At 71.1% G+C, this 2,359-nt stretch carries 1 pseudogene; it reads left to right on the top strand.

The window, feature by feature from the left end:
• Positions 1–2,359 (top strand): annotated as a pseudogene (locus AE652_RS39690) (hypothetical protein); the annotation flags it as partial.

Consider the following 2,359-nt stretch of genomic DNA (forward strand, 5'->3'; position numbering starts at 1 on the left):
GCCGGGGGCGGAGGCGCTGCCGCGGCCGGGGGCGCCCAGGGCGGGCAGGAGCAGCAGCAGAAACCGGCCGCGCCCGACGTCTCCGGCCAGGACCCGCAGAGCGCGCTCGCCACCGCCGCGAGCCTTCCGCCCGATCAGCTGGCCACCACCCTGGACGGCGTGGACGGCTCGGTGGACCGTACGGTCGGCGAGCAGCACGCCCGGCTGCAGGCCGCCCCGCCGACCACCCAGCGCCCGTCCGGCGCACCGCAGACCCAGTCCGGCGCACCCGAGGCCGCGCCGCCCGCCGAAGCCGTGACGGAGCGGCTGGAACGGGTCGGCCCGGAGGGCGCGGACGGCGGGCAGCGGACGGCCGACCAGAAGAAGGTCGAGGGCCGGAACCCCGGCGACCGGGTCGCCCCGCCCAATGTCGCCGACGACGCGGGCAACCAGGTCTCGGCGCAGGAGGTGCAGCAGGCCCAGGTCGCCGTCGACGGTGTCCCCTCGACCGACCCGGCGCTGAACACCACCGTCGGCGCCGCCCCCAAGGTCGAACTGACCGGGGAGAGCGACCCGGCACGCACCGACCGGCAGGCCGCGAAGCTCAAGGAGAGCTCCGGCAGGATCCTCGGCGTCGGCCGGGAGGACACCGCCAAGCCGATGGGCGAGGACCGGATCTACCCGGACGTCCCGAAGGAGACCCTCACCGCCTCCGTCCCCGGCGGCGGCAAACGCGGGGGTGCCAGGGCAGGCGGCGCCGTCGACACCAAGCCGGGCATCGGCATCGTCACCCAGCAGGAACGCGGCCCGCAGATCCAGGCCGCGGTCGGCGAGGGCCAGGGCCGGCTGGGCTCCGAACAGGCCAAGCAGAAGCAGGGCGAGGCCGACGCCCGGCGGCAGAACCAGGCCGAGGTCGACCAGGCGGTCGCCGACAACGCCCAGGCCCAGGCCGGGGAACGCGGCGACGCCGCCGAGAAGGTCAAGGCCGAACGCGAGCAGTGGCGCACCGAGCAGGACGGGAAGATCACCACCGCGGACCAGGACGCCGGTGCCGAGCACACCGACAAGACCGGCCAGATCGACAAGAAGCGCGCCGGGGCCGACAAGGACGTCCAGGACCGTCAGCAGCAGGACAACCAGAAGATCCAGGACAAGCGGAAGGAGGCCGAGGAGAAGGCCCAGAAGGAGAAGGACCGCAAGAAGGAGGAGTCCGAAGGCTGGTGGGGCTGGGTCAAGTCCAAGGTCAAGGCGGCCTTCGACGCGCTGGTCGAGGCCGTCACCAAGGTCTTCGACTTCTTCCGCGGCCTGATCAACGACATCATCGACGGCTTCCGGAAGTTCGCGAACTGGGCGATCGACCAGGCGCGGAAGTTCGCCGTCGAGCTGATCGACAAGCTCGCGGACGCGCTCATCAAGATCTGCGACGTCCTGCTGGCGGCCTTCCCCGAACTGCGGGACAAGTTCCGCAAGAAGATCGAGGAGTGGCGCGACAAGGCCATCGCCAAGGTCAACGAGTGGGCGGACCGGCTCAAGAACGCCGTCAACAAGCTCCTCGACGCGCTCGCCGCCGGGCTGAACGCACTGCTGGAAGCGCTGGAGGCAGGACTCAAGGCCGCCATCGAGGCGGTCCGCAAGGCCGTCATGGACGCGATCGACTTCGTCCAGAAGGCGATCGCCGTCTTCGGCGAGTTCGCGGCCCTGATCGGCGACATCGCCCCCGACCCGGGCGGCTGGCTGAAGAAGCTCGGCACCGCCGCGGTCGACGGCATCCAGCACTACCTGTGGGGCGCGATCAAGAGCGCGGTGCGGACCTGGTTCAACGAGAAGGTCGAGTCGGTCGTCGGGCTGACGTCCACGATCGTCAACGTCCTGGTCAAGGGCTGCATCTCGATGGCCCAGATCGGCCGGATGGCCTGGCAGGCGATCGTCGCGGCACTGCCCGGGATGATCGTGTCGATCGTCGTCGAGAAGCTGGTCTCGATGATCGTGCCGGCGGCCGGTGCGATCATGACGATCATCCAGGGGCTGATGGCGGCCTGGAACACCATCAGCAAGATCATCGCGGCGATCGGGAAGTTCGTCGCCTTCCTCAAGGCCGTCAAATCCGGATCGGCCGCCTGCCTCTTCGCCGACGCCGTCGCGGCGGGCGTGGTCGCGCTGCTCGACTTCATCTCCAACTTCCTGCTCAGCAAGCTCAAGGGAGCCGGCAAAGCGGTCGGCACCAAGCTCAAGGGGATCGCCCAGCGGATCCTCAAGGGCCTGGCCAGGGCGGGTCGCGGTGCCCGCAAGGCGGCGGGCCGGGCCGTCAACAAGGCCCGCGCGAGCCTGCGCCGGGCCACCCAGTCCCTGCGGCGCCGGCCCGGCCCCGGCCGTCCCGCCC

The sequence above is a fragment of the Kitasatospora sp. MY 5-36 genome, assembly GCF_001182915.1.
Taxonomy (GTDB): Bacteria; Actinomycetota; Actinomycetes; order Streptomycetales; family Streptomycetaceae; genus Kitasatospora.